The organism is Halorubellus litoreus (assembly GCF_037081675.1).
In the GTDB taxonomy this organism is placed as follows: domain Archaea; phylum Halobacteriota; class Halobacteria; order Halobacteriales; family Natrialbaceae; genus Halorubellus; species Halorubellus litoreus.
This window is the reverse complement of sequence record NZ_JAZAQL010000002.1, coordinates 886,312-907,930: the sequence shown is the minus strand read 5'-3', so window position 1 is coordinate 907,930 and position 21,619 is coordinate 886,312. Positions and strand designations below refer to the sequence as shown.

The 21,619-nt window shown below is 60.1% G+C and carries 29 protein-coding genes; 23 read left to right on the top strand and 6 right to left on the bottom strand.

The window, feature by feature from the left end; translation table 11 throughout:
• Positions 1–77: 77 nt before the first annotated feature.
• Positions 78–3,065: a hypothetical protein gene (locus tag VYJ16_RS11795; RefSeq protein WP_336350504.1), complete on the top strand. Its 2,988-nt coding sequence runs from the start codon at positions 78–80 to the stop codon at positions 3,063–3,065.
• 258 nt (positions 3,066–3,323) lie between these two features.
• On the opposite strand, the gene VYJ16_RS11790 is transcribed toward VYJ16_RS11795, so the two are convergent.
• The 4 genes from VYJ16_RS11790 to VYJ16_RS11775 all read right to left on the bottom strand — a co-directional run bounded on the left by VYJ16_RS11790 (position 3,324) and on the right by VYJ16_RS11775 (position 5,764).
• Positions 3,324–3,776, bottom strand: coding sequence for a GIY-YIG nuclease family protein (locus VYJ16_RS11790; protein ID WP_336350503.1), 453 nt, complete (start codon positions 3,774–3,776; stop codon positions 3,324–3,326).
• A 467-nt stretch (positions 3,777–4,243) separates the two neighbouring features.
• The gene (locus VYJ16_RS11785) at positions 4,244–4,843 is read right to left on the bottom strand and encodes a site-specific integrase (RefSeq protein ID WP_336350502.1); all 600 of its coding nucleotides are present in this window, start codon (positions 4,841–4,843) and stop codon (positions 4,244–4,246) included.
• A gap of 128 nt (positions 4,844–4,971) precedes the next feature.
• Positions 4,972–5,466 carry a hypothetical protein gene (locus VYJ16_RS11780; RefSeq protein ID WP_336350501.1) on the bottom strand — a complete coding sequence of 165 codons (495 nt, stop codon included), beginning with the start codon at positions 5,464–5,466 and terminating at the stop codon, positions 4,972–4,974.
• 76 nt (positions 5,467–5,542) lie between these two features.
• Positions 5,543–5,764, bottom strand: a complete 222-nt coding sequence (locus VYJ16_RS11775) for a hypothetical protein (protein ID WP_336350500.1) — start codon at positions 5,762–5,764, stop codon at positions 5,543–5,545.
• Positions 5,765–5,957: 193 nt separating this feature from the next.
• On the opposite strand from VYJ16_RS11775, the gene VYJ16_RS11770 reads away from it, so the two are divergent.
• From VYJ16_RS11770 to VYJ16_RS11665, 22 genes are all read left to right on the top strand, one after another.
• Complete coding sequence (locus VYJ16_RS11770; RefSeq protein WP_336350499.1) at positions 5,958–6,302, top strand: hypothetical protein; 345 nt, start codon at positions 5,958–5,960, stop codon at positions 6,300–6,302.
• 234 nt (positions 6,303–6,536) lie between these two features.
• Entirely contained in the window at positions 6,537–7,316 is a 780-nt protein-coding gene (locus VYJ16_RS11765; RefSeq protein ID WP_336350498.1) for a hypothetical protein, read from the top strand.
• 792 nt (positions 7,317–8,108) lie between these two features.
• Positions 8,109–8,567 (top strand): metalloprotease family protein, encoded by a 459-nt coding sequence (locus tag VYJ16_RS11760; protein WP_336350497.1) that lies wholly within the window; start codon positions 8,109–8,111, stop codon positions 8,565–8,567.
• On the top strand, positions 8,564–9,067 hold the full coding sequence (locus tag VYJ16_RS11755) for a hypothetical protein (RefSeq protein WP_336350496.1): 504 nt from the start codon (positions 8,564–8,566) through the stop codon (positions 9,065–9,067). The genes VYJ16_RS11760 and VYJ16_RS11755 overlap by 4 nt, the downstream gene beginning before the upstream one ends.
• A 248-nt stretch (positions 9,068–9,315) precedes the next feature.
• Positions 9,316–9,588, top strand: coding sequence for a hypothetical protein (locus tag VYJ16_RS11750; protein WP_336350495.1), 273 nt, complete (start codon positions 9,316–9,318; stop codon positions 9,586–9,588).
• 77 nt (positions 9,589–9,665) lie between these two features.
• Positions 9,666–10,799, top strand: coding sequence for a hypothetical protein (locus VYJ16_RS11745; RefSeq protein WP_336350494.1), 1,134 nt, complete (start codon positions 9,666–9,668; stop codon positions 10,797–10,799).
• Positions 10,796–11,434, top strand: a complete 639-nt coding sequence (locus VYJ16_RS11740) for a hypothetical protein (RefSeq protein ID WP_336350493.1) — start codon at positions 10,796–10,798, stop codon at positions 11,432–11,434. Before VYJ16_RS11745 ends, VYJ16_RS11740 begins: the two co-directional genes overlap by 4 nt.
• Positions 11,427–11,954, top strand: coding sequence for a hypothetical protein (locus tag VYJ16_RS11735; protein ID WP_336350492.1), 528 nt, complete (start codon positions 11,427–11,429; stop codon positions 11,952–11,954). The genes VYJ16_RS11740 and VYJ16_RS11735 overlap by 8 nt, the downstream gene beginning before the upstream one ends.
• Positions 11,951–12,544: a hypothetical protein gene (locus tag VYJ16_RS11730; protein ID WP_336350491.1), complete on the top strand. Its 594-nt coding sequence runs from the start codon at positions 11,951–11,953 to the stop codon at positions 12,542–12,544. Before VYJ16_RS11735 ends, VYJ16_RS11730 begins: the two co-directional genes overlap by 4 nt.
• Positions 12,537–12,935, top strand: a complete 399-nt coding sequence (locus VYJ16_RS11725) for a hypothetical protein (RefSeq protein ID WP_336350490.1) — start codon at positions 12,537–12,539, stop codon at positions 12,933–12,935. The genes VYJ16_RS11730 and VYJ16_RS11725 overlap by 8 nt, the downstream gene beginning before the upstream one ends.
• The gene (locus tag VYJ16_RS11720; protein WP_336350489.1) at positions 12,932–13,771 is read left to right on the top strand and encodes a P-loop NTPase family protein; all 840 of its coding nucleotides are present in this window, start codon (positions 12,932–12,934) and stop codon (positions 13,769–13,771) included. The genes VYJ16_RS11725 and VYJ16_RS11720 overlap by 4 nt, the downstream gene beginning before the upstream one ends.
• A 215-nt stretch (positions 13,772–13,986) precedes the next feature.
• Positions 13,987–15,057, top strand: a complete 1,071-nt coding sequence (locus VYJ16_RS11715; RefSeq protein WP_336350488.1) for a hypothetical protein — start codon at positions 13,987–13,989, stop codon at positions 15,055–15,057.
• Between the two features lie 124 nt (positions 15,058–15,181).
• Complete coding sequence (locus tag VYJ16_RS11710; RefSeq protein ID WP_336350487.1) at positions 15,182–15,472, top strand: hypothetical protein; 291 nt, start codon at positions 15,182–15,184, stop codon at positions 15,470–15,472.
• The gene (locus VYJ16_RS11705; RefSeq protein ID WP_336350486.1) at positions 15,472–15,966 is read left to right on the top strand and encodes a hypothetical protein; all 495 of its coding nucleotides are present in this window, start codon (positions 15,472–15,474) and stop codon (positions 15,964–15,966) included. Before VYJ16_RS11710 ends, VYJ16_RS11705 begins: the two co-directional genes overlap by 1 nt.
• Positions 15,966–16,694 carry a hypothetical protein gene (locus VYJ16_RS11700; RefSeq protein WP_336350485.1) on the top strand — a complete coding sequence of 243 codons (729 nt, stop codon included), beginning with the start codon at positions 15,966–15,968 and terminating at the stop codon, positions 16,692–16,694. Before VYJ16_RS11705 ends, VYJ16_RS11700 begins: the two co-directional genes overlap by 1 nt.
• A 4-nt stretch (positions 16,695–16,698) precedes the next feature.
• Positions 16,699–16,917 carry a hypothetical protein gene (locus VYJ16_RS11695; protein WP_336350484.1) on the top strand — a complete coding sequence of 73 codons (219 nt, stop codon included), beginning with the start codon at positions 16,699–16,701 and terminating at the stop codon, positions 16,915–16,917.
• Entirely contained in the window at positions 16,917–17,450 is a 534-nt protein-coding gene (locus VYJ16_RS11690; protein WP_336350483.1) for a hypothetical protein, read from the top strand. Before VYJ16_RS11695 ends, VYJ16_RS11690 begins: the two co-directional genes overlap by 1 nt.
• 1 nt (position 17,451) lies before the next feature.
• Positions 17,452–17,943 carry a hypothetical protein gene (locus tag VYJ16_RS11685; RefSeq protein WP_336350482.1) on the top strand — a complete coding sequence of 164 codons (492 nt, stop codon included), beginning with the start codon at positions 17,452–17,454 and terminating at the stop codon, positions 17,941–17,943.
• Entirely contained in the window at positions 17,940–18,179 is a 240-nt protein-coding gene (locus VYJ16_RS11680) for a hypothetical protein (protein WP_336350481.1), read from the top strand. The genes VYJ16_RS11685 and VYJ16_RS11680 overlap by 4 nt, the downstream gene beginning before the upstream one ends.
• Positions 18,179–18,661, top strand: a complete 483-nt coding sequence (locus VYJ16_RS11675; RefSeq protein ID WP_336350480.1) for a hypothetical protein — start codon at positions 18,179–18,181, stop codon at positions 18,659–18,661. The genes VYJ16_RS11680 and VYJ16_RS11675 overlap by 1 nt, the downstream gene beginning before the upstream one ends.
• The gene (locus tag VYJ16_RS11670; RefSeq protein ID WP_336350479.1) at positions 18,658–19,788 is read left to right on the top strand and encodes an outer membrane protein assembly factor BamB family protein; all 1,131 of its coding nucleotides are present in this window, start codon (positions 18,658–18,660) and stop codon (positions 19,786–19,788) included. The genes VYJ16_RS11675 and VYJ16_RS11670 overlap by 4 nt, the downstream gene beginning before the upstream one ends.
• The gene (locus VYJ16_RS11665) at positions 19,782–19,949 is read left to right on the top strand and encodes a hypothetical protein (protein WP_336350478.1); all 168 of its coding nucleotides are present in this window, start codon (positions 19,782–19,784) and stop codon (positions 19,947–19,949) included. Before VYJ16_RS11670 ends, VYJ16_RS11665 begins: the two co-directional genes overlap by 7 nt.
• A 730-nt stretch (positions 19,950–20,679) precedes the next feature.
• On the opposite strand, the gene VYJ16_RS11660 is transcribed toward VYJ16_RS11665, so the two are convergent.
• Together VYJ16_RS11660 and VYJ16_RS11655 are read right to left on the bottom strand one after the other, a co-directional pair.
• On the bottom strand, positions 20,680–20,961 hold the full coding sequence (locus tag VYJ16_RS11660) for a hypothetical protein (protein WP_336350477.1): 282 nt from the start codon (positions 20,959–20,961) through the stop codon (positions 20,680–20,682).
• A 70-nt stretch (positions 20,962–21,031) separates the two neighbouring features.
• Positions 21,032–21,475, bottom strand: a complete 444-nt coding sequence (locus VYJ16_RS11655; protein WP_336350476.1) for a CopG family ribbon-helix-helix protein — start codon at positions 21,473–21,475, stop codon at positions 21,032–21,034.
• Between the last annotated feature and the right edge of the window lie 144 nt (positions 21,476–21,619).

Here is a 21,619-nt window from a genome sequence, read left to right as displayed (position 1 = left end):
GGCGCTTCGATGGTCGAGTAGCTCCACTTTCACCGTGCATGGCGAGACTTTATTCAACCTCAGCTCGTGGTGAGTGTATGAGGAGTCCGAACGGGTTCGAGTCCTGGGAGTCGTACCGCGAGTTCGTCGAACGGTCGCAGCGCGAGCTGTTCGACCCGCTGTACGACGCCTTCCAGGCGGACGCCCTCGACCTGCCCGAGGAGTTTCACTCCGGGCCGCTGCTCGACGACGGGACGAAGCTCGACCCCGACTGGCCGAGCGCGTTCGACGACAAGTGGATGGACCGAGACCTCCACTACGCCGACAGCGTCGAGTACTTCCTCTGGCACGACGACGCCATGTCGCCAGCCAACGGGGACGTGGACCCGGGCATCATTGGAGAGCAACAGGAGGTGCGGGACACCGACTTCGAACACCACAGGAAGCAACGGGAAGGGGCGAAGGCCGACGCCGCCGGGTACAGTGACATGGACGACGAGCGGTACCTGTACTACGAGGTGCAAGCGCCTACCGGCGCGCTGGCGACCGAGAACTACCTCGACGCGGCGAGCGCGTTCCTCGCCGGCCTCGCCCAGACGACGCCCGAAGACCGGGGGCGGATATACGACGCCACCGGTGACCCGTCGTCCTACGAGAACACGACCGCGTACTTCGTCGTCGAATGGCTGTTCGAGCCGTTCGACCGGGAGGCGTTCGTCGACGGGAGCGCGCAGGCGGCGGCGTTCGAAGCGCAACGCGAGCGGTACGAGAAACTGGCACCACAGACGGTCTGGGCGACGTCGACGGTTCCGACGCTCGCCGTGGACGACGAGAACCAGCCCGATGGCGTCGGCCACCCGCGGACGTGGACGGTCCAGCCGTCGTCCGCACTCGCTGGGTTCGAGCACGCCATCGATGGGCCGAGCGACGCGACGGCGACCGTGACGGTCGAGCGCGAGTACGCCATCGTGACGCCGACGCGGCATCGCCTCACGCAGTTCCGGCTCGGTGTCGTCGAAGAGTCTGACGACGCCTTCCCCGCCAGCCACGGCGACGAGGTTCTCGTCGCCCCGGCGAACGCCGTCGAGCCAGCCGACGGCGAGCGGGCCCGCGACGACGAGGGGCTCACCGCCACCCAGCGCGCCGTCGTGACCACCGTCGACACCGACCCCGACGCCGTCACGACCGACGAAGTCGACGACCTCGTGACGTGGGCGACGACCGCCGAACCCGGTCCGCGGGCACGAACGAGCGAAGCACTCGGGACGGTCGCCGTCGACACCGGGGCCGAGCAGCGTCACGTCGACGCGCTCGCCGAAGCGCTCGCGGACCCCGAGCTGGACGTTCGGAAAGCCGCCGCGGGCGCACTTCACGCGATCAGTGACGTCGAACCGACCGCGGTGGCGGCCGCGACCGACGCACTCGTCGACGCGCTCGACGACGACGGTGACGACACCGAATCCATCAGGGAGGACGCTGCGGGTGCACTCGCCGCGCTCGCGGCCGCCGACGCGAGCGCGCTCCGCGACCACGCACCGGCGCTCTGCCGCGCACTCGACGAGCGCGCCGGGCACCAACCCGGTGACACCGCGACCGTCAGAGCGTCACTCGCCGCGGCACTCGACGACCTCCGCGAGGTCGGCGTCGACGTCTTCGACACGATACCCGAAGCAATCATCACGACAGCGACGGTCGGTACCGACGACGAACGCGACCCCGCGAAGCGAACGCTCGTCGCCGCGCTCGCCGGGGACGACGACGGAAGCGTCTTCGACGAGGTCGTCGACACCGCTACCGACGTCCTGGTGTCGAACCTCGAAGAACCGTACCCGCACAAACAGCACCGCGCCGGCCAGGGACTGGAACGGCTCGCCGCACTCGACCCGGAAATCGTCGTCGCCGTCGACGTCCGCGACACGCTCCTCGCACTGATCCGGGGCGAGCACCATCCCGGGCTCAATCCGAACGGGACCGAACCGGCGCTTCGACTGCTCGGCGCACTCTACGAGACGCACCCGGAATACGTCCTCGGCGACGGCAACCTCCCGGACGCACTCGTCACCGGACGCGGCGAGTTCGACGGCGTTCGCGAACTCCACGCGACCGTCCTCGGTCGTCTCGGCTACCACGAACCATCGGTCGCCGACGCCGTCGTCGACCCGCTCTTCGAGACGGCGACGAGCGACTATCACCGCTGCGGGCCGCGTGACTCCGCCGCGCGAGCACTCTGCATGATCGGCGCGGCCGACCGCAGCCGACTGGAGGGAGCCATCGGCGACACACACCCCAGTCAGCTGGCTCAATCCGTCGACGCCGCCATGCACCACATCTACAAGACGCACCAACACTCCCACCTTCGCTCGAAGGCCGTGCAGACGGCGTCGCTCGCCGGCACCCCGGTACTCACCGACGACGCCTGGGACCGGGTCACGAACGGCCGAACGTCGACGCTCCCCGAACGGCGCCTCGCGGCCGTCAGCGTCATCGAACAGGTCGCGAACACCGACCGTGCGTTCTTCGCGGACCACGGCGGCTTCGGGTGGCTGCGCGCCGTCGTCACCGACGACGACGACCCGCGCGTCGCCGCGGAAGCACTCCGCGTCCTCACCGCGCTCTGGGTGGACGACCCCGAGTTCGTCGCCACGCGCGCCGTCCCGCTCGACGAAGACACCATCGCGGAGACCGACGACGGCGTCGTCGTCGAGGACGTCGGCGGCCGGACCGAGCTCTCGTTCCCTGACGCGTCCACCGTCCCGGAGAAAACCGGCGTCAACGTCCTCGAACTACTCGTCGACGCGCTCGACGCCTCCACGCGTCCCGCACAGCTCCGCGTCGCAGAAGCACTCGAAGGACTCGCCGACGACGGAAACAGCGACGCCGCCGTCACCGTCGACGACGTCGAGAATCACGCCGACGTGCTCGGCGACGTAGTCGACGCGAACGCGGACGCGGACTGGCGCGAGCGCGTCCTCGAGCTCCTCGAACGCGCCGCCAGCGAACACCCAGACCGGGTTCGACGCGTTCTCGACGACCTGGACCCGGTCGTCCACGAGCGCGTCGAGCGCGCGATGCCAGCCGACGAATAGCGCGAACCCGCGACGCGCCACCAGCACCCGAACCAGAACAGACCTCGAACCCGACTCGACCGGGCCACCCCCGTCGTGACCGACGGCTGGATAGCCAGCGCCGGCCACATCGTCGTCGCCGTCCGCTACACCACCGACACCATCGCCGTCCACGACCCATACAGCACCTGGAACGACCGATACAAGTGCCGCTCTACTCAAATGGCTTTCAGGGTCGTTTCCGGAAACTTCCAGAAATCAGAACACGAACCAAAGCAGCTAGAACTGGTAGACGTAGGCGCTGTAACCGTTGTTCTCAGAGCTTTCCTGTATCTGGTTTGCTAACTTCCGCTCTCTTTCATCCGTGTCCTCTGATCCGGGAATCCACTTTATGGTGACAATCTCGACGGGCGGAAAGATACCGGTGAAATTAGCACCCGTACCCCGACAGTGCTTCAATATCCGCTCTCGCACGTCTCCAGAGTATCGCCCCACGTAGTACAGCCGGTCTGCATCGAACGCCTTGTCGATCCAGGACGGTGGAGAATCGTAGTAGCTGTCTTCTCCGCGGACGACTTCGCGTTTGATTGCTTCGCGAGACGAGCTGTGGCGGCACCTTAGCAGGTAGAGCGCATTTCTACTGTGGACATCGCCATCGTTGGGATACTCGCGTTCAATCAGATCGCGGATGATGTGCTCGGGGGCGTCCTTGAGTGTATAGTTGGAACCCATCCTCCCCTCTCTACCTGACAGTACAGGAGCGGTCCTTGTGTGACCTCCTCCTCGCCGTGAACGGCGAGGCTTCCCACGGCACCGCACCGCTTGGTTGGGATATTTGCGGGTTCACGACTCGTCGGTATGACGGGTCGATGGCGGGGCCACACCGCCGTTACTCCTATCCCCGGCAGGGGGACTCGGAGTTATCTCGCAGTCGAGACACGCACAGCGGTTCGAGATTGGTGTCTCGAACGTTCTGGGTCTCGGAGTCCCGATACTATCCGTTTATTTGGGCGGTGGATGCCCGCCTCGGTGTACATCATACGACGAGTCGATGTTACTTAAATATCTGTCTTGCTGCTGAACGAGGGGTGTGGAGGGGTTGTCGGATTCACTCCCACCGTCAACGGCGGGATTCTCTCCTTGAAGAAAGATGGGCCGACTGCGTACGGAATCCAAGACTCTCCCTCGATGAAGGAGGCTTAGTTTACACTCGCTCCAGCGAACTCCTCGTTGACCACTTCCTCAGTCGGCGCGTTCAGATATGGTCCGATAGCGTCGAACGAACCCCAGCCGCCGACCTGCATCATGACTCTCGGATTCATCCGCTCTCGGACCAGGAGCGTCTGCGCGTAGTACCTGCGCAAATCGTGGCTGGATACCTTCCGCCAGTCCGGATCGTCGGACTCGTCGGCGACGACCTCGGCGGTCGCCTTCACGCGGCGCTGGACGGTTCGCTTCGTGACGTCGAAGATGGGTTCGTCTCGTTCGATGCCCTCGACGTTCGCATACCGCAGTAGGTCGCTCTCGACGCTCTCGGGAAGGTAGGCGTCGCGTGGCTTCCCACCGCCACCTTCGGTGTCCTTTCCCTCCGGCACCCGGAGTCGAGCGTGCCCGTCCACCTGGCGAACGTGCTCGGGACGAATCTGCGGGATCTCGAACGACCGGAGCCCGACCTCCCCACCGAGCTGGATGATGAGACTGTCGCGATAACTGCCCGCGGCACGCTTCAGGTGCTGGTACTCGTCGGGCGTGAGCCAGCAGCGATACGAGTGGTGGTTCTCGCAGCGTTCGATGCGCATACAGTAGTTGCAACAACCCCGACACCTAGAATCTTCTCCACCCGTAGAATCAGGCCGAATCTGGGGTCAGACAGGGTGTGCGTGTCGGACTTGTTGTAGAACTACGAAATTTTGAAACGATTCCTGTCTCAGTTGTTTTCTACAGGATAGTAGGAGCGGTCCTCCAGCCGGACTAAGTTCTTGTTTCGAAGACTCCCCAGGGCCGTTTGAACCTTCGTCCTTTCATCGCTCCACTCGTCAGTCCACGTGATTGAATCTTCGAGCTCTGCCGCTTTCCGATGGACCGTTCGCAATGCTCTCCCTTCGGCATCATTTCTGACGGCTTCCAAAACTGCTGATTCAGTAACCGACAATTCGATGCCGGAAACTGAGACAGTAGCTGAGGCCTCTTCTTGTACTGCTTCGATGACCTTTGCCGCTTTACCGATTTCGTCCTCCTCGAAGTTCATCTCTATATTGAGATTCATTTTCGCTCTCTTGGGGCGTTTCGCCCTGTCAATACCATGTTTTAGAATCAAAATAAGGATTTTGGTGGTTTCCAAATTCAAAAAGGGCGTAAGATAGACCAGGACATTCTGTTTGGGCATCCTAAAATGTGGCACAGCCCCTGTGCGAAGCCTCATCGATGAACTTGTCCAAGAACTACGCAACCAGATTCTTCTGGTTGCTCATCTCTGCAAGCAGAGACGTGATTCGGACTCAGTCAAAAAGGTGCTTGTAATCCTCAAAGTCCTCAGCCCGCGTTAGTGCTCCTGGAGTGTGGAACACTTCATGATTTGAATCAATCCCATGTTCATCAGCGAGCCATTCTTTGTAGCGATTAAAAGCATTTGAATCACCAAAGTGGGTCTCCAAATGAGCTGCGGCTACGAAGACAAACGTCTCATCACAGTAGAGACAAGGTGCTTCTTTCTGGGCCATCTTGAACCGATTATCTCTCAGACATATATGAGTGGTGCCCGCATTCCGGTCTTGGCTCGACCGATCTTCCCACGGTGCGAGTTGGCTTGCGCTGTAGCCAATCACAGACCTTCCCTGATAATCGTGGAACGCATTCTACTGGCAAATGTATATACCTGGAATTGAATTCGTTACTATGGGAGCCCATGCTTGGATGAGAGAGATGAATGACGCTCTTGCAGATGAATTCGGGACCATTTATGAACGTAATATCCGGCTCCTTCTCTTATTACGCAGCTTCAAGTCTCCAGAATACGGCCCAATTTCAGACCGGCTCAAGACTCATGATAAAGAAAGAAGGATGCTGTATACAGAACTCCCCTCTGTGTTGCGGAGTCAATATGGATTTACAATTGAAAGCCGGTGGAACTCACTAATGGACGACCTCGGATATCAAGAGATGTCAGACGCAGGCGTCTATCTAATTCCCTGGGAAGATTCTGATGCTACGGATTCTATACCAGACGTGAGTGACACCTGGGACAGATTCAGTAGGTGAGTCTCTACTGTCCTTAGTCGTTCCCGCATCTTTATTTCTCATGTCTCTAACTTCGTTAGTGACTTAGTCCTCATAGATCTTCAAGAACTGTGAACTCTTGTCCGGCAACTCACCGCCCTATTGCCATTTTATTACTATAGTATGGGTAAATAACAATCTGCGGTTCCCACATTTGGGTTGGTGATATAAATAACAAAGACTAATGACTTTGCTGCTGATTTGCAGGCACTATTAATGTTATACGCCAATGATGCGGATGAATTGAGTCAGCTTGGGGCCGAAGCGGCACGAATTACACGTAATGGGTACTCGTCATGGTGGGATGAGGACAAGGTCACGAACGAATTCATCAATAACATTAAATCAAAAATAAACAATGTTGGAAAGGCGACACGATATCATATAGAGTCAAAAAAAGTCCCGGATTCGGGGCAGAATTCTGCAGAACAATATGTTGGATCAGATCTGATCCTTGCTCTCTTTTTTGCTAAAAAGGGGGGCATTACAGGCACAGGCGTGATGGCCCAAGCGAAATGGAAGAAACAATACGCTAAACGAGGTGCGGCGAAAGATCTAGTCCGGCATCTAAAGGAAGATTGTGAAACCATGCTACATCACACACCTAGCTCATTTGGCTTGGTGTATCTAAAGGAAAGCTTCCGGTACTTCCCGGCTCAAAGCATACGGAAAGTTGATCCAGATAATTATGGGGCAAATGGGAAGCATTTACATTTAAGCATAGGAAATCGAGAAACTCGTAGTTTCCTTAACGCGTTCTTCAGAGGAGTGACCGGAGACCCTTGGATATTTGAAAACTTAGAAGAGATTTTGACAACGAGCGATGAAAATCTCCCAGCACGTGGTTTCCTACCTGATGGGGGAGAAAACGAATTGAATTCTGGCCCTCAAAATATTCAGACCTTAGCAATCCTCGTAGCCGAGCCTGATATCGAATATGAGGTTTCTGAGAAACTCCCATATGATAACGAAGAACTCCGATATCTATTTGGGTAAAAAAGCTCTCCGCGAAGACTGATTCGACACCTCCTAGTGAACTCGGAAATTTCAACTTCAGGATTCCCCAGGCCTTCTCATCAGGATTTACCCCTATTGCCGGTCTTTGGCAAGAACCCCGACTTCCCTCTTCCTGATTTTTGAGTTCTCCTGATAAGAATAGGTGATGTTATAGCCGATCGCTGGCGAGATGATTCTTATTTTCGCCCTTCCAAGATTTCGTATCCTTACTGGTTTTGCTATTTGACCTGTCGGCCGTTTTCACACTGTCCGTACTATTCTTGCTTGACGAAGAGCAATCTGCCACCTTCTGAAATTCGACGTCATATTCAATCCCTGTATCGTCGGAAACACACTTAGCATACCTCTCATTGAGACGCTTCACCTCTACAGTATCGCCCTCTTCCACAGTCAAACAATGGACCGGGCCAACATTGATGTGGCCTTCATCATCCAATTCGACTAGAGCGTTCCCGTTATTGCTAATCCTGGATATAGTGACTTCGCCTCTTTCACCGACGAACGGAACATCCATTTGCGGGTATTCTTCCCTGTTATCACTTATGCCTTGCCCGCGAAAATAGTCCAGAGGCGGAAGGGACCTAACCGTCGAACTCCTCCAAGAACTACGAATTTCACCCCCGCTTCCGAAAACCTCAACAACATAACTGGTAATCGGGTACATGGTGGAAAAGATTGGTTGCTCCTAATTCTCCAGAGGGCTACACTCCCTACGAACAGTATTCCTTACCCGGGTATTCTCAGTGGATATCCCTCGGTCTAATCGGTAGCATGTTCTTGCTTCTGACTCTGGAATACGGTTTACAATTTGGTCACCCCGATTACCGACTTCTAATTGTAGGAATCGGAATAGGGTTAGCCGGCACTCTCTTTCTCCATGAATCTCTGCATTTCATAGCTGACCGAGCTTTGGGTTATAATCCCGTGTATATCTGGCCGAGTAGTATCTATATCCCTGATGAAGACGTCGAGACCTGGGAGAGTATCCTTGGTTTGTTGGCTCCTCAACTGCTCACAATTATCTATTTACCACTCCTTCTAACAGGAGATCTTGGCGACATGGAGCATCTGCTCGTATGGGGTCTCCTAATGCATTCTCTCGGTTCATACAGCGACCTTCTCTGGATTTTTCGACTTCTCTTGTGGCCAGATGATACTATGGTGACGGTTGGAGAAGACCTTGAAAACTACGTTGCCTTTCCTACGGACGAAGGTGAGTCGTCACCATGAGAATCAGCTTTTCTTCGGCCGCCAAGGGCGCTCCCGAAATGGCCTTTTGGCCGCTTGCCGCCTCGATCCTAGTCTACTCAATTTCTCCGAGTAGAGTGAATCTCGTTATACTCTTTCTTGTGATGTTCGCTGCCTCAATGACACACCTGTTGATGAGGCAGGTTCAGAACCTATTGGACGCAGATGCGGGAAAGAGTCCTGCACAAATTCGGCGGGAAAACAGAAGGAACCGCCGGAAGAACTCCAAGAGCGATTTCGGTGAAAAATTCTGGAACCTTTGGAGAGGGATGATGGAACTACTGCCGGACTCTACTCTCGCCAAATCCATCATAGGAGGCTGTCTTCTGCTCAACCTCCTTGCAGGAGTTTATTTCTGGATTAAGTTATCAAATCGACTCTTATCATATAGTGAACCGTCTGTAGCGCTTGTAGGCGTAATCGCGCTTCCTTATGTCTATTTCTCAGTGATTATCTCGGTCGTGGTTTGGAAAATGTTGTAGAAATTGAGCGGATGGCAGATATCCTCCGACATTCAGAGATTCAGAAATTATAAACTAGATTACGTTTACGGGGTTCGGCCGTGACGAGTGGGCATGGTCAAACTGACCAGAACCGAGCTGATTGAGTCCGTAAAAGGAGGTGGGACCTATGGAGTGCCGACGTGATGGGTGCAAAGTAAATCGAGCCACACGAGTGGGGATGGAGCTGCATCTCGCTAACGACCACTCGTTCCCGGACGAGTTCACGGATGAACGTCTCGAAGGGTAGTGATCGCGTCGTGTTTCAGGCGCACACAGAGGCCGAACAGCGGTTCCTCCGGGGCGTTCGGAAGGCGCTGGCCGGTGAGACGGACGGGCTGGCGTGGTGGACACTGGACACACCGGAGTATCCCGCGCTCGACGACGACCGCGACGTTGGCGCGCTCGGTGAGAAGGCGCTCGTCGTCTCCTGGGGTCGCCTTGAGGAGACCGAACCGAACCGCGAGTTCTTCCCGTACATCGAGGTGTACGGCGATGTCTGAGGGCGGCTGGCCGTCGGCGTGGCTGCCGGGCTTAGTGCTGCCGCGACTGCCGGAAACGCCGCGGCTGGAGGTGGCGCGTGCCTGAGTTCGAGTTCGGGAGTCGCGACGAGGCGCGTGGCGTTCGCGAGGAGTTCGACGAGTACCTGTGCCCGCACGACGACGCTCGCATGAAGACCGTCACCATCGTCTCGGACGCGCCCGACCGGGTGCTCGACGCGGTCGGACAGCAGGCGGCGATTTCCCGCGACGACCACGACGGCACCGGTCAGCTCTCGCTGACCGACGGCGAGCGCGACCGCTTCGATTTCTCGAAGGACGGGCTGAACGTCCCGAAGCTCCGGGCCATCAAGGGCGTGATGCGCGACGAGGGCGTCGAGGACTGGAGCGCGTTCGTCAACCCCGACCTGACTGTCGACGAGCACGTCGCACTCGCCGAACGTGCCAAGCGGGACGAACGCGGCGACCGGTTGGACGCAGAGGACTCCGCGACCGAGAAGGCCGCGCGGGCCGCTCGGAGCGCGCAGTCCAACCAGTGCGATCACGCCCGCGACCACTGCAAGCACGGCGAACCCGAGGCGTGCGAGTTCCTCCAACACGAGTGCGGGATGGACGACGACGAGATCGACGCGCTGCTCGGGTTCGAGGACGACCGTGACCCGACTGAGCAAACTGACCTCGTCACAGTCGGCGGCGGGGACTTCCCCGAGATGGACGTCGAACCGGAGGTCGCGGGCGCGCTCAGTCGGTCCTGGCAGGGCTACCGGAGTGCTGTCGGCCGACTGTCGCGGGACCTCGACGACGTCCGCAAGGCCGTCATCAACGCTCGACAGGCGTTCCAGGCCATCAACGCGATTCGCGACCGCCACGGCCAGGACGCACTGCATCCCGACCGGCTCCACGAGGAGCTGGCGGCACTGGCAGGGATGCCCGAGGACATCCCGGAAGTGCGGACGCTCGCGCACTTCGCGGACGACGGTGACGTCGTCGAGCACGACGCCCAGCGGTCGCTGTCGGGCGAGCACGCCGACCCGCAGACGCGACTCGCCGGCGGCGAACGCGGCGAGGTAGAGAGCGAGCGGGAGAAGCATGTCGAGGAGAACCCCGGCGGGCTTCGAGTGGACGAGCGCGAGGAGACGACCAGCGAGACGGAGACGACGCAGGCGAAACCGGATGCGTTCCAGGTCGCGGAAGGCGGACAGGAGACGCTATGACAGACTACTACTGCCCCGTGGAGGGGTGCAAGTTCGGTGAATCGGACGAGAAGACACTCCAGCAGGTACGGTCGCACATCAACTCGATGGGCGACGGCGACCACCGCTGGAGCGACCTGAAAGGGGTGGTCGAGGGGCAGGGCGACGCTGGTAATGACGCGGCTACCAGCGACGACCAGCCGGACGACCAACCCGAAGGCGCAGACGGCGAAGGGGAAGCGACCAACGACGACACCCCCGAAGACACCCCTGTAGAGGGGGGTGAGGAGGGGGCTACCAGCGGGGACGACCAAGAGATGCCGACAGACGAGGAGATAGACCAGCAGTGGAACGGGGGTAAAGGCGCAGACGATGGCAGGGATGATACCGGGGGCGATACCAGCCAGGACACCCCTTCAGATGGGGGGCCGACGGGTGGTACCGGTGGTGGTATCCCGGTCCCGATCTCGACGACCACCCTGCTCGTCGCTGGTATCTTGGTGGCGGTGGCCCTGTTCTGGGTGATGAGGCGTCGGTCGAACCAGCCGGAAATCAGTGAGACAGGAACTGAACCAGCGGAATCGGGTAGCACGGACGACGACCAGACGACGAGCGACACCATGAGCCGGCAGTCCGGGGGTGGTCTCAGTGGGTGACGCCGCCGCGGAGGAGGCGACCGACGCGGACGTCGAGGCAGCCGCGCCCGACGAACCGGAGGGGCCGAACCTGGACGACGACGATCTCGTCGACATCCCCGACGACGTCGCCGAACAGGTGGCCGAGGCCGACGCCGAGGCCAGCGACGACGACACCGACGCCGAGGAGACCGACGACGCCGGCGACGACAGCGAGGGAGTACCGTCGCACTCGCCGGAGGAGGACCGCACCACGCTTGGAGACGTCTACTGCAACGCCCTCGGGATGGGCGCGACCGTCGCGAAGGACCGGTACGGCGAGGGCGTCGACGACCGTGGCGACGCGATGGACGAGTACGCGGACATGGCGCGCCAGCTCGACCTCGACGAGTACGTCGACGACTGGGTCGATGCCCACGGCGGCCCGGACGAACTGTCGCCCGGCCAGTCTATCGGCGTCTTCAGCGTCGTCTTCGCGGTGATGGTGCTCGTCGAGGACGCGGATCTCGCGGCCAACGTCATGGACGAGGTGGACGCATGAGCCTGCTGGACGCGATGCCGGGGTCGACCAAGCGGGGGATGGCCCAGAAGCTCCTGACCTCGGAGATGGGGAACGCGCTGCTAGACATCGTCGCGCGGGCCGAGCATCAGCTCGTCGAGTCCGTGGTCGACCTCCAGCGTGCGGCGGACCTCGCGGACGAGGAGCGTATCGAGCGTGTGATTCCGCCGGAGGACCGTCGCGAACAGTTGCGGTCGCTGGCGCTCGCGAAGCTCGAAGGCCGGTTCCCCGAGTGGTGGGTGGTGAACTGCTCGGGCGTGGACAACGCCGAGGAGGCCACCGAGAAGGTCGGCGTCGACTGGGAGGCACAGAAAGCGCGGTGGGCGGACCTCGTGCGTGAGAACGGTGCCGAGGGCGACGACGTGGTGCTCGCGGAGTCGTACTGCCAGCGCCGGTACGGCTGTAGCCTGAAGCAGTTCCGGCATCTCGTCGTGGAGTGGCCGGAGGGCGACGACGGCGGAGAACCGCGCGAGGCGAGAGAGATGCGCGCCGTCGCAGTCGGCGGACTGTCCCAGGCAAAGGAGACCATCGACGCCGTGACCGCGGAACTCGACGGAGGCAACGATGAGTGACCTGCTGAAGGGGCTCGTCGAGAGCGCCGCACGGGGCGCCGCCGAAGAGGTCGCTGACGAGGTGAACGCCGCAGACCGGGCTTACGCCGACCGGAACCGGATGGCACTCGCGTGGGCGGTCGACCGCCACCGGATGGGTTGTGATGCCGGGTACTACGATGACGACACCGAGACGGAGTACCCCGTCGTCTGGGTGGTGTTGCCGACGGGCCAGGTGTCCTGGCACATCACGCCCGATCTCCGCGACGAGCTGGAGGCGTCGCGTCTCCACGAGCAGGAGCCGGTCGGTGGCTACGACGGCCACGACCGCGACCTGAAGAACCAGCGCATCGTCCGGCACGCCCTCGACGACAAACCAGACCGGCTGTCGTCGCCGGCGGTCCCACGATGACCGTCGCTGCTCCGATCTATCCGGTAGGGCTGTCGGTGCTGACCCTGCTGGCGGTGGGGATGAACGTCGCGTTCGCCGCGCAGACGGGATGGGGGAAGACCTACGTCTCGCACTCGTACATCGAGGAGAACGCGGAGGACTACGACCTGACGGTCGTGCTGGACTACAAGGACGAGTACAGTGGGCTGGTCGAAACAGGGCACCTGAAGCGGATGACGGCACCGAGCGGGAGCGAGAACATCACGCCCGAGCAGTGGCAGGGTATCGTCGAGAGTGTCAACGGACTCCAGGTCGTCCGAGCTGGGCTGAAAGACGGCCAGTGGCAGGAGCTACTGGCGAATCTCATCCTGGCGCTGGAAGCGACGGACCTATCGGTGTTTCTGGTGCTCGACGAGGCGCATCGGTTCGCACCCCAGCGCGGGAGCTATCCGGAGGAAATCAGCACTCTGGCGACGACGTACCACGGCGACGGGTTCGGCGTGGTGTGGATGTTCCAGCGGTTCGCGAAGATCGACAAGACGGTACTGTCTTGCTGTACGGCGTCGATGCTCGGTGGGTTCGGGACGACGAACGACATCGGCCAGCTCGACACCATCGAGTACAACGCGGACGTCCACTTGAAGGACAAGGCGGGGGTGTCGCACCTGAGCGAAGACCTGTGCGTCGACGGCGAGCCGCTGGCGCTACAGCGCTTCACCGACAACGAGGGGCACACGACCGGGAGTGAGTGGATCTACAGCGAGGGTGGCGAACGTCGTCGGCTGGATTCGCGAGAGTTCGAAATGGAGAGCGAGCACTACGGCAGTAACCGGAAGCGGATTCAACATCCCTTCTAACAATGAGGGTTGATATCACGCTCAGGTCAGGAAAGGCGGAACGATTTATCGAAATCAAACAAGAACTCGCTGACGAGCTTGGTTATGAACCATCACGCCCGGAAGTACTAGGCTATCTCATGGCTGAATCGGATATCGTCAGAACTCGGATTCAATAACCCTACTCGATTTCTGGCCATAAATTTCACATCTTCTCCATTCACCAATCTTAATAGATGCCAACTCTCAAACGCTACGCTAACAAGAGAGGTTACTATATCCATGCGAATATCGGTCAATCGGTCGTAACATTTCAGGTTACGGGAAGGGCTGCAACCATATTTGAGGAAATCGGTTACTCGGATGGGTCGACCGTTTCTTGGGAGATGATTAGCCAGCTTCGCGACCGTGGAGACATTTATACCAAGAAGTCAGGAGTGGACTATCAGGAACCGAATACCGAAAGCGGGGGTCTCAGTGAGAAAGAAAAGCAAGTGCTTGAGAAATATTCCTTGAAGCGAAATCTCTCAAATCCTGATTTAGTCAGGGGAGCAATCGCGGAACAAACTGGCTTCTCAAAAAGTAGTGAGGAAGTTAATCGAATAATTCAAAGCATCTCCCGCACCGACCATAATCACGCTCTATACTCCATTCAGGCGTTTCAAAACGTCCCTTACGAATTACTTTGGGTGTCAACGAATGCGAACTCAATAATTTATGAATTTTCGATAGAAGAGGACATCTCCCTGACGATATCTGACGACCGATGGAAACCTGATTCATCCTCCGGATTTAGTGGTACCGTGGAATATCCGGATGAGTCGATATCGTTTGCTGTTTATGATGGCTATATTACTAGATGGGACTCTTCAGCAGGAGACTCAGGTGAGAATTGGAGCGAACCTGAGGAGAACCATAAGGAGGCGATAAAATCAGATACCTTGAAGTCTGGTCTGGGGTTTAACGTCTCTAATTGGACTGAACTGTTACGTAAGTGTTTTATTTATATAGAAAATTACGACATCCGTCCCTATAACAAGGGTCATCGAGGGCTTGCATCACTTAGTGAATTAGTAGGAAAGCACCTTTGGATGAGACCAACCTCAACCACCGTCTCTTCCAAAAATCGGGCAAGGGGTGCTGGCTCTTTGGTGGAAACGAAAGAGATGAAGGAGTTCGTAATACGAGACGTTGATTCATCAGATTGGGTGTTTGTTGAAGTGCTCGAGGGAGAGGACGGAGGATTCAAGAAAAACAATGGAGGTGTAGCAATCGCTGAACCGATAGAATTCGTCGGTGGGCGCTAAATCACCATTTCATAAAATTTCTCTGTCCAAGGCAATTCCGCATTTTGAGCGTCAATAGCAGGCATTCGGAGCAGTTCTTGACTCGGTGTATTTTGTCACCGTAGAAACAGCCGTGACATGCGACATGGCAAGCATGAATTTCGGCGATGCGTTCCAGACGCTCGCCGACGACGAAACTTGGATGGACGCCGCCGAGGTGGCGGCTGGCTACGCCGGCCCGATGGTTGGCGCGAACGTACTGGAGGGCTCGATGCCGTTCGACGTCCCGAACGAGGCGTACGGCCTCGTCGGGGTCGCCGCCGGCGAGTACGGCGGCCGCCGCATGGTCTCGGTCGGCTCCGGGCTCTACACCATCGACGCGCTCGCCCAGCGCGCCGGTCTCAAGCGCAAGGTCACGCAGGTGGGTGGTAACTGATGGGTGAATCCCTCTACGCCGCGCAGGGCACCACCGGCGACTACGTGACGACGCTGTCGAACACGACCGGCCAGTTCGACCCGGTGCTCGAGATCCAGCCCGACGACGGTGTCGGGCTCGTCCTGAAGAACGCGGTCGACGTCGGCCAGAAGCCGACGGGCTTCCCGATCTACGCCGACCTCAAGGACCAGAACGGCGACGACCTTCCCGTCGACACGCGGGTCGCCATCGCCTACGAGCGTCCGACCAGCGACAACTGGCAGGTCGTCAGCATCCCGTTCTCGAACATCCGGTCGTACCACAAGAAGGACGTCAGCCAACAGCAGGACCGCGAGAACGTCGACGCCGTCAAGCACGAACTCAAGGACGACACCCTGGAGATCCGTGACATCGACAAGGCGTACCTCCTGCTCGACTCCTCGGTCGCCATCGACCACTCCAAGAGCGAGATCTACGTCGACAGCGACGCCGTCGACGAGGTGGACATCGACTGATGTCCGTCCAGAAAATCAAGCAGCGCCTCCAGAACGTCTCGTACCAGCCGGGAACCATCAAGCGCGGCGACTGGGCGTTCTCGACGAACACGACCGGCGAGGAATCGGTCGTCGCCACCTACGAGGCGCCGCGGCCGCTGCGCATCCGCGAGGACCGCGAGTTCGACCTCGCAGTACCCGCTCACGAGACCTTCAGCGTCGACGGCACCGCGGACAACACGGAGACGTTCAACCTCTCGCACAACCTGCTGGACACGCCGGCGACGGTGTCGCTCGTGCTCTACGACGACGGAACCCCCGTCCAGCCCGACAGCATCGACTACGCCGGCGACACGTTCGACTACACCAGCGCGAACACCGGCACCACGCTCGATGTCTACTACATCCCGCGGGACCCCGCGAGCGTCGAGTTCAAGAAGGTCGCGCCGGGCGGTGGGGCGACCATCGAACAGCCGCTGTTCGAGATGCCCACCGTGATGGCGCACACTCGCGACCAGTCCAAGGACCCCCTGAGCTTCGACCTCGGGCGGAGCCAGCTCCACGACACGGTGCCGCGGAAGTGGCAGATCCAGATGGTCGTCAAGGCGCCGTACCCGGTCGCGTTCGAGGAGTCGACGCGCGGGACGACCGCGACGAACGCGCTGGTGTCGATCCCGAAGGCACAGACCGAGGAGCGCATCCGCGGCCTCAAGGACGCCGTCAAGGCCGACATCGCGGGGCTGAGCTAACACCATGCAGGGCGGCCTCAACTCCAACACGCGGGGGTCCGCCTACGCCACCGCGACGAGCGTCGACCCCGCGACCGGCCGCGACACCGGCCAGCCCGTCGCCCAGCGCGAAGCCGTCCGACTCGGCAGCGTCTCCCTGACGATGGAGGAACTGCTCGCGATCGCCGTCATCGCCAACGCACTCGGCACCATGGTCGCCCTCTACCTGGAGGTGAGCGACTGATGGCCGTCATCGCGGGCGGCGGTTACAGCGGCGGTGGCACGCGCCTCCGCGACAAGACCGACGACGTTGAGGACGCCGCCGACGACGAACCCGAGACGCAGACGTCGGACACGCCGCTGTACGAGTCCATCGGGTCGGGGAACCTGAACCTCGGTATCGACAGCGACACCGGGCGCGCCATGGAGACTATCGGCGACGCCTCCGGCGGCACCCCCGGCAACAACACCAGTGACGTCGGCACCGAGGACGACGTCAACCTCGGTTCGTTCGGCCCGGAAACGTCGACCAGCACGGTCGAGCAGGCCGAACAGGCCGCCGAAGACGCCACCCAAGGACGTGCCTTCGGCGACCCCGACGAGATAGAGGACGTCGGGAGTGGCGAGGCGGTCAGCGACGTCTCCGGCGACGAGTTCGGGAACGAACCCTCAGGCGCGACCACGCCGAACGACGCGTCGACGGGCGCGCTCCCGGTCGACCAGCTCCTCATCGCGGCGGTCGTGCTCGTTAGCGCGCTCGTGTGGGGGGTGAGCTGAGATGCCCGACCTCATCGGCGGGCTCACGAGTGCGGCGGGCGACGCCTACGACGCGGCGGCGGGCGCGGCCGACCAGGCCGCTGGGAACGTCGACGAGGCGTTCGCGCGGTCCTTCGACGACGAGGGGGGCGGTGGGCTCGTCGACGGCGCCGCTGGCACGCTCGACCACCTGGCGGGGTCAACCGACGAAGCGTTCGCGCGCACCTTCGACGACGAACCCGGTGGCGGCATCCTCGAGGGTGCGGGCGAAGTCGCCGGGCAAGCGGGGTCGGCCGTCACGGATGGCGTCGCCTGGGCCGCAGGCGGCTACACGGGCGCGGTCACCGAAGTCGGCCAGAGTGCGCTCGGCGACTGGTTCCAGTGGTGGATGCTGTTCGTCGCGCTCGCTGGCGTCGCGTGGCTGTTCCACGACCCCATGGCGGACGGGCTCGGCCTGTACGCGACCGGCGGTGCGTCCGCTGCAGCCGGCGCCGCCGGGGGTGGTGGGTCGTGACGCCGTTGCTGGACTGGGCTGTCGGAGCGAGCGCTATCGTCACGGCTGGCGCAGCGACCCAGGCCGCGCGCTACCTCGGGTCGGTCAAGCAGAAGGTGGACCGGAACGAGGAGCGGTCTGAGAAGAACAAGACGCGCTCGCAGCGCAACCGCCAGTACATCACGGGCGAGGACACGTACCGCGAGGGGCTGATACCGCGCGTCGAACGCCTGGACGACCGGCGAGGTGAGACGTGATGCCGGGGCCAAACTCCCGCGTCGAGCAGCTCCTCGGCGAGTACGGTGTCGGTGCGAACTCGTGGATTGAAGACATCTTCAAGAGCGACACTGACCGGCTCCTGCTCGCGATACTGCTGGAGCAACGCGAGCAAGACCTCATCGAGGCGCTGGACGACGCCAGTAGCGAGTACACCGACGAGGACAGTGGGACGCAGTACTACGTCCAGAAGTTCACTGTCACCCAGAGCGGCCCGCCGGAGAATTTGAGCGACGACCAAGGGCGCCTGGACTTCGGGTTCGAGGCGTCGACGGTCGATCTCCGGTTCAGTGACTCCATCGAGGTGGCGTTCAAGCCGGAGGCGACCTCGAACCGGGTCATCGAGTACCGCAAGCAGGACAAGCACGCCGAGGACATCCCCGTGGAGACCCAGACGATGGGCGTCGTGCGGGCGGATTCGGCGACGAGTGACCCGACGGTGTGGGTGGAGGCCTGGCCGTGACGGGGTTCGGCCAGCGTATCGACACCTACACGCCGCCGAAGCCGGCAAACACCAAGATCCGGCGCTTCGGCATGGGTCGGTTCATCGGCCAGCCCTCACCGTTCCGCCTCCCGGATAGTGCCCCCGCAGCCGAGAAGTGGCGCGCGACCTCGTGGGTCCCCTCGGGTATCTACCGGCAACCCCTGGCCACCGAGGAGGCTATCATCGCCCAAGCCCAGAACTTCGGGGGTACGGGCACGCTCGCACGCATCTCGAAGGCCAACGGAACCGTCGAAGCCACCGCCGACCAGAACGACGAAGCGGGGTTCTTCCTCACCGAGGACACCGACCTCTGCGTGGTGTGTGCGAACTCCTACGTGAGAGCCTACAACACCGACGACCTCACACTCGAATGGGAACAGACCGGGTTGAACCTCAGCGCAGCGAACCCGCAGACGCTCGCCCACGGCGCGCTCTACGTCGGGGACGGAGCCGACCAGCGCGTGCTGTCGTTCGACGTGGAGACCGGCCGCATTCGGTTCGACAAGTCTGTTGGGTTCGACGTCGACGTGTTCGCCACCCACGACACCGAGGGGTACTACTACGCGTCTGACCAGAACAACGGCGTCATCTCGAAGCTCGACGCCACGACCGGCAACGTGGTAGCATCCTACAGTCTGAACAACGCGAACCGCTGGGAGGGAATCGCCTACCCCGGGCATGGCGACCTGCTGTTCGCGATCCGGGACAACGACGGGTCGACGCAGGAGCTGTACGCCATCGATAAGCGCGACATGACGGAGGCGTGGACGGCTCAGCCGTTCGGTCAGGGACTGTACAGCATCGCGTTCTGGGCGGGCTCGCTGTACGTGACCGGCGGGGGCGCCGGGATGGCGGCGTACCGCCAGGACGACGGCACACAACTGTGGGCGGACACGAGCAGGTACTTCTACTACCCCCGAACCGTCGACGGCGGGAAGCTCCTGGTCGGAACCGGCTCGTACAGCCTGGAGGCGTTGGAGGCGACGGACGGGTCGAACATCTGGACCCACGAGAACCCGCTCCAAGACGGGTACTACGGCATCATCCCGGACAACGGAGAGGTGTTCACGGCGACGTCGTCGGGAGTGTTCGCACACGAATGGTAGAGGCGACACTCCTGCTGGCGTTCGTGATGGGGCTGCTCGTGCCGTTCCAGTTCGCGATGGAACGCCTACGAGGGTTGGGGCGGCATTTCGTGGCGAAACTCCCGTACAAGCCACCTGTGAAATCTGTCGCCTCGGACGCCGAGGAGACCGACGAGAAATAGGAACTGAGTGGGCGCTACTCTTTTCGGTCAGTTCCCGTATGCAGTGAGCAGCCTGTTCCCCTGGCGGCAGGTGAAAGAATGAATGTTCCTTGCCCCATCTCGATGACAATCAAGAATTGGTAGATACAGACACGCTAGTTATCAATAGAGTCATTATTTCTCGGGCTTCTCAGAATCACCGTCTGAGATGCACACTGTAATTTTGGGGACACTTCACGTCAAGCGTCCAGCTGAATGTTCTCTTGTGGAACTGGAACAGAAATCACGACCGCCCCTGTCCCGTGATATCGTATGTAATCGCATGAAGAATCATCTCTTCTCCTGCTCCTCTCACGTAGTCTGCTGGCAGATACTCAGCAATGTTACTTCCGCTTGGGGATTCGAACTGTTTGATTCGTTGAATACAGGAACTCCAATCCACTTCGCGGGCAAACTCGGAGTAGATGGTGTCCGATAGCCTCAGAATTCCTTCCAAGTCATTATTTTCCATATAGGAGGGTGCGCTCTGAGCTGCCCTCCACACCCGTTTGGGATTATCGAGTGCGTCCCCCCCCGTGTTCCTCTTTAACGGATTGCCGGGTTTCAGATACAATCTGCGAATAAATCTGTAAATATTCCTCGTGAACCTCGTCACCATACGTTCCGACCATATGTCTTAATCACAAGATGGGGTAATATAGCTCACTCAAGCGATCGGCCCCATTACGTTGAATTATAATTGTCTTGTTTATTAATTACCCTCCTCGTATTTCTGGTTGAATGCTTCGGGATCCTCTTGGAATTGCTTAACGAGATTATCCTGCTCCTCAATCGACTGGCCCTTTTCAGGCTTAACGACCTCAATCTCGGCACCTTCGAGGAACTCTCCATCACCGGTTAGTACTTGGCTTCCGGCAGTTCCACCACCTGTTTCACCAAAGGCTAGATATATGCCGTCCTCTCCACTTACTATTTCAGATAAGCCAGTTCGATATATTTGCTCGCCGTCTTTTGTTTTGAATCGGGCCTCCATATTCAACTCATTTGAATACTTATTTCTCAGTATATAAGAGTGAGGATGATATAGACCGCTCACAGACGTATCATCGGTTGATCCCCTCCCCATCGGTCTCCCAGCCGACGATCTTCCAGGCGGAGTCGCCGTAGACGTTGGATTGGAGCGTGATGTAGCCGCGGCGGTCGAGCGGTTTGAGAACGAGCGCGTCCACCTCTTGCTTGCTGAGGTTCTGTGGACCGTTCGAGCAGGCTTTTCGAGCGGAGTCCCGACGCACGACGCCGTTCCTGTTCGCGGCCTTGCAGAGGCGCTTGTAGCCGCGTGCGAGGCGTTCGTTCCGCGGTGGCTCCAGTGGGGTGACGTACTCGGGGGTGCTGCCGACGGCGTTGCGCATGAGGCCACGGATGGCTTCGCTACGAGAGTCGAAGCGGTCGCCGCGGTCGACCCAGTCGTCGAACTCGTCGACGAGATTCTGCGGGACCGACGAGGCGGAGACGGTGGCGCCGGGGCCGGAGTCGGTGGGGCGCGCCATCAGGCATCCACCTCGTTAATAGCGAATCGGGGGGTGCTAATAGCAGGAAGGCGGCGGGGATTGCATCCGTTAATAGAACCCCCTGGGGTGGGTGAGTCCGGGCTTCGTGTGCGGGCGCGCACTTTCCGCCTGCGCGTGACCGAC

Excerpts from the sequence above, each read along its gene's own strand:
- VYJ16_RS11795 (WP_336350504.1), top strand. The coding sequence starts at position 78 with ATGAGGAGTCCGAACGGGTTCGAGTCCTGGGAGTCGTACCGCGAGTTC.
- VYJ16_RS11790 (WP_336350503.1), bottom strand. The coding sequence starts at position 3,776 with ATGGGTTCCAACTATACACTCAAGGACGCCCCCGAGCACATCATCCGC.
- VYJ16_RS11785 (WP_336350502.1), bottom strand. The coding sequence starts at position 4,843 with ATGCGCATCGAACGCTGCGAGAACCACCACTCGTATCGCTGCTGGCTC.
- VYJ16_RS11780 (WP_336350501.1), bottom strand. The coding sequence starts at position 5,466 with ATGAGGCTTCGCACAGGGGCTGTGCCACATTTTAGGATGCCCAAACAG.
- VYJ16_RS11775 (WP_336350500.1), bottom strand. The coding sequence starts at position 5,764 with ATGGCCCAGAAAGAAGCACCTTGTCTCTACTGTGATGAGACGTTTGTC.
- VYJ16_RS11770 (WP_336350499.1), top strand. The coding sequence starts at position 5,958 with ATGAGAGAGATGAATGACGCTCTTGCAGATGAATTCGGGACCATTTAT.
- VYJ16_RS11765 (WP_336350498.1), top strand. The coding sequence starts at position 6,537 with ATGTTATACGCCAATGATGCGGATGAATTGAGTCAGCTTGGGGCCGAA.
- VYJ16_RS11760 (WP_336350497.1), top strand. The coding sequence starts at position 8,109 with ATGTTCTTGCTTCTGACTCTGGAATACGGTTTACAATTTGGTCACCCC.
- VYJ16_RS11755 (WP_336350496.1), top strand. The coding sequence starts at position 8,564 with ATGAGAATCAGCTTTTCTTCGGCCGCCAAGGGCGCTCCCGAAATGGCC.
- VYJ16_RS11750 (WP_336350495.1), top strand. The coding sequence starts at position 9,316 with ATGAACGTCTCGAAGGGTAGTGATCGCGTCGTGTTTCAGGCGCACACA.
- VYJ16_RS11740 (WP_336350493.1), top strand. The coding sequence starts at position 10,796 with ATGACAGACTACTACTGCCCCGTGGAGGGGTGCAAGTTCGGTGAATCG.
- VYJ16_RS11730 (WP_336350491.1), top strand. The coding sequence starts at position 11,951 with ATGAGCCTGCTGGACGCGATGCCGGGGTCGACCAAGCGGGGGATGGCC.
- VYJ16_RS11725 (WP_336350490.1), top strand. The coding sequence starts at position 12,537 with ATGAGTGACCTGCTGAAGGGGCTCGTCGAGAGCGCCGCACGGGGCGCC.
- VYJ16_RS11720 (WP_336350489.1), top strand. The coding sequence starts at position 12,932 with ATGACCGTCGCTGCTCCGATCTATCCGGTAGGGCTGTCGGTGCTGACC.
- VYJ16_RS11715 (WP_336350488.1), top strand. The coding sequence starts at position 13,987 with ATGCCAACTCTCAAACGCTACGCTAACAAGAGAGGTTACTATATCCAT.
- VYJ16_RS11710 (WP_336350487.1), top strand. The coding sequence starts at position 15,182 with ATGGCAAGCATGAATTTCGGCGATGCGTTCCAGACGCTCGCCGACGAC.
- VYJ16_RS11705 (WP_336350486.1), top strand. The coding sequence starts at position 15,472 with ATGGGTGAATCCCTCTACGCCGCGCAGGGCACCACCGGCGACTACGTG.
- VYJ16_RS11700 (WP_336350485.1), top strand. The coding sequence starts at position 15,966 with ATGTCCGTCCAGAAAATCAAGCAGCGCCTCCAGAACGTCTCGTACCAG.
- VYJ16_RS11695 (WP_336350484.1), top strand. The coding sequence starts at position 16,699 with ATGCAGGGCGGCCTCAACTCCAACACGCGGGGGTCCGCCTACGCCACC.
- VYJ16_RS11690 (WP_336350483.1), top strand. The coding sequence starts at position 16,917 with ATGGCCGTCATCGCGGGCGGCGGTTACAGCGGCGGTGGCACGCGCCTC.
- VYJ16_RS11685 (WP_336350482.1), top strand. The coding sequence starts at position 17,452 with ATGCCCGACCTCATCGGCGGGCTCACGAGTGCGGCGGGCGACGCCTAC.
- VYJ16_RS11675 (WP_336350480.1), top strand. The coding sequence starts at position 18,179 with ATGCCGGGGCCAAACTCCCGCGTCGAGCAGCTCCTCGGCGAGTACGGT.
- VYJ16_RS11665 (WP_336350478.1), top strand. The coding sequence starts at position 19,782 with ATGGTAGAGGCGACACTCCTGCTGGCGTTCGTGATGGGGCTGCTCGTG.
- VYJ16_RS11660 (WP_336350477.1), bottom strand. The coding sequence starts at position 20,961 with ATGGAGGCCCGATTCAAAACAAAAGACGGCGAGCAAATATATCGAACT.
- VYJ16_RS11655 (WP_336350476.1), bottom strand. The coding sequence starts at position 21,475 with ATGGCGCGCCCCACCGACTCCGGCCCCGGCGCCACCGTCTCCGCCTCG.